This is a genomic window from Brunnivagina elsteri CCALA 953 (genome assembly GCF_002289455.1).
Classification (GTDB): Bacteria; Cyanobacteriota; Cyanobacteriia; order Cyanobacteriales; family Nostocaceae; genus Brunnivagina; species Brunnivagina elsteri.
In genome coordinates this window covers 1-3,138 of record NZ_NTFS01000575.1, presented here as the reverse complement: position 1 = coordinate 3,138, position 3,138 = coordinate 1, and the positions used below count along the sequence as shown (strand labels likewise).

The window sequence follows — 3,138 nt, the reverse complement described above, 5'->3', positions numbered from 1 at the left end:
CAACCAAACCTTGTAGCACGAATTCCCGATAGCACCGCATTTGAGCATTAATCACACAAGCTCGTTTCGCCCAAGTTTGTAGGGATTCTGGTTGAAAATTTTCATCGATGCTGTAATCGGCATTATCTGCTTGGGACAACAAAGTAATATTTGTCTTCGCGGCTGAATGTTGACTTGCCAAAAGCACACCAACCGATGTAGAACCATTTCCCACAAAGCCCATGCCGCAACCTCTCACCCAAATGTGACGGTCAACAGTCTCCCGTAATCTTGCCAACATCTGCCGCACGGAATTTGCAGATTGTACTCCCTGGAAAATCCCCCAAACTGCGGAAAAATGACCTTTAATATCGATAGAAACTCCTGTTTCCAAACTTAGAGAAGCAATCACAAGATCATACTTTGTGAGAATTTCGTTGAGATGAGCAATACAACCAAAAGCAGGGTGAGATGGATCGGAAACTGACTCGCTATCAATTCGCAAAATTCTTAAATCTGGGAATTTAATCCGAAATCTCTGTTCTAAAGCCTGAGTTCCCCATTTCGATTTCACTTTTTGGGCAGAGCAACACAGCAAATGATGTCCTCCTTCGGGAATTGCTCTATCCAATGCAGCGATTAAGTCTTTGGGATTACTGCCTTCATAGTTGTAACAATTTCCAGATTGAGGTTGGTAATTATTAAGAATTGCAAAGGGCTTAACTTTTATCTCCCCAGCTAAGGAAAGTACGTAATTCACATCACAATCGGATACATCAGCACTCGCAAGATAAATCTTTCCTTGAGGACTACTCAATACATTCTGAATCAGCAACTTGAGGTTTTTGAGGACAGAAACTCGACGTTTTGCTACCTCGGTTCCAGAGTTAAGAAGATGCCAGAAAACTTGGTCACATTCATCAATAATTACTGTGTCGTTGTACCAATCATTGGGATTGAACCGAGCTTGGCTTTTTTGGTGGAGAGAATCTATGCAAACTCCATAACCTAATAAGTCTCCTGTTCCTGAGTCTCTGACTTCCGTTACATAATTCACTCCAAAACGGTTACACAATGCCTCACCTAACTGAATCCGATGAGTGATAATTAACACTCTCCTATTTTGCTCGTGCGCTTTCGCAACCTCACCAGTTAACCACTCCGTTTTACCAGTTCCTTTTGCTGATTTCAGAACAATAAGCTTTTCAGTATCTGGGATTTGGATTTGTCCGAGGTATTTTTGGTCGAATGAAATTGCTGGCTGATACGTCAGCAAAGTAAAAAGTTTGACTTGCCACATATCAAGGGTTTCAGCTTTGCCGTAAAGTTCGTCAAATGCATCTTGACCTTGGGCAACAACAAAATCATCAACACCCTTCTCTGGTCCCGGTAAATCAATTACCCGAACCTCGCATCTTTCTACAGCAAGTAGTTTTCCCATGCGTTTGATGGCTGTTCTGACATTTTTGACGGTTTCGGGTTTCTTGTCGCGATCGAAGCAAATATCAATGCGTCTATTCGGTGTAGCAAAATGTTTCAAATCATCGATAAGATTAGGTTTGCCGATGACGTTACCAAATTCATCCTTGGGAAGTCGGTAGCCAGCATTGATTCCAGGGATAGCAATTGCTGCATATCCAGCAGTTAACAAACAAGCCGCTTTCTTTGCTCCTTCGACAATCACAATTGGCACGTTGTTTTTCCAAACCCAATGCCAAAAACCATAGGGATGTTGCAAATCTTCGGGGGCGATCGCAATTCCGCAACTTTCTGAGATTTTTTCCCAGATTCGTTTTGGCACTTGGAGGAAAAATGCCCTTGTTGGCTCTTTGTAAGGATGCTCGTACTTGATATATTTGTGGATTTTATTCCTGTCACGCCTTGGTCTATCAGGTTTAAAACATCCCCACATCAACACAATTCGCAATTGGCAATTCGTAGTTCGCAGTTTAATTGCGAATTGCGAATTACGAATTGCGAACTGTTTTTGCACCACCAGCCGCCGTGTTCGATGTGCCGATATTTTGTTAAATCTCCATCTCGCAAACGTCCATCATTGCGACGTGATATTTTGGGGCTGTAAATTAAATACTCGTATGGTGTTCTACCTTCCAGGGACTTGACATTGAGATGCGTGATTTCTGTGTCAACTCCACTTTCGTGCCATTCTCGTAGATGCTGGAATTCGATTTGTGTGTATGAGGTAGCAATTGTATTCATATCCTCTCCGAATTTTTAGGCACTATGGATTGCTGCGTCAAATATTGACGCATGAAAATCTGGCGGCAAGTTGAAGATATGCCGTGCTTCAAAGCTATTTATGCTAGTTACAGCAAATTGCAATCAAACGTGCCACAAATAAAAATATTCAAACCAATCCTGGGCTTCGTTTTCCAATCATTTTTGTGACGGGTTTGCTCGAAAACTGCTGTAAGTCAAATCTCTAACAGGCTTGCTGACAATGAATTATTCTTTCTGTAATCACAAGTGAGCGTTCCAAAATAATGTTACTGAGTTTGAATAGTGACTACTCGTACTTGTGTAAAATCAAAATTAATTACAATCGCAGTTCTGCTTCGCTCTCAATTCTTCTAACAGCTTATCCAAACTATGGGTGCTGATGGTTCTTTCAATCAGTGGACAATCCGCAGTGAATATTTTATACACCCCTCCCGATTCCATCTCGCAAAAGTTGACAATCAACCCTTCACGCTTGGCATTACTCAGCTTTTGGATTGGTTCTGGCAGCATCTGACATACGGATTTCTTTTCCACATCCGAGAGCAGTTTCCAAGCTTCTTCTTTAACAAATTGATATTGATACAATCCTCTACGCACATCATCATAATCTGAAGCTTTTCGTAATATATCAGCAAGGATTTCTGCATCAGTTGCAGGTGCTGGATTGGTCACAAATATTTCTGGCTGTGTATCTTCTACAACATCAATCTCCGAAGTCTCAGAGTCAATATTCAATTCTTCCGGTTCTTCCAGGTATTCAGAGTCAGTATATTCAGTAAAATCTTCTGTATCTCTTTGCCACAATGATTCAAATTCTTGCTGTTTAAATTCCCAGTTAATTGGGAGCAACGCGATTTGGTGAGGTGGGGCAAAAAAGGTATGATCGCTAAAAATTTTCTTCAGTACAAATTAACAATT

At 41.2% G+C, this 3,138-nt stretch carries 2 protein-coding genes and 1 pseudogene; all 3 read right to left on the bottom strand.

The genetic code is table 11. The annotated features are described in order from the left end of the window. Positions 1-1,894: pseudogene (locus tag CK510_RS28545) on the bottom strand (plasmid replication protein, CyRepA1 family); the annotation flags it as partial. Continuing rightward, positions 1,891-2,199: a hypothetical protein gene (locus CK510_RS33725; RefSeq protein ID WP_245912486.1), complete on the bottom strand. Its 309-nt coding sequence runs from the start codon at positions 2,197-2,199 to the stop codon at positions 1,891-1,893. The gene CK510_RS33725 and the pseudogene CK510_RS28545, both read right to left, overlap by 4 nt. A 333-nt stretch (positions 2,200-2,532) precedes the next feature. Continuing rightward, the gene (locus CK510_RS28540) at positions 2,533-3,069 is read right to left on the bottom strand and encodes a hypothetical protein (RefSeq protein WP_211293338.1); all 537 of its coding nucleotides are present in this window, start codon (positions 3,067-3,069) and stop codon (positions 2,533-2,535) included. Positions 3,070-3,138: the final 69 nt, after the last annotated feature.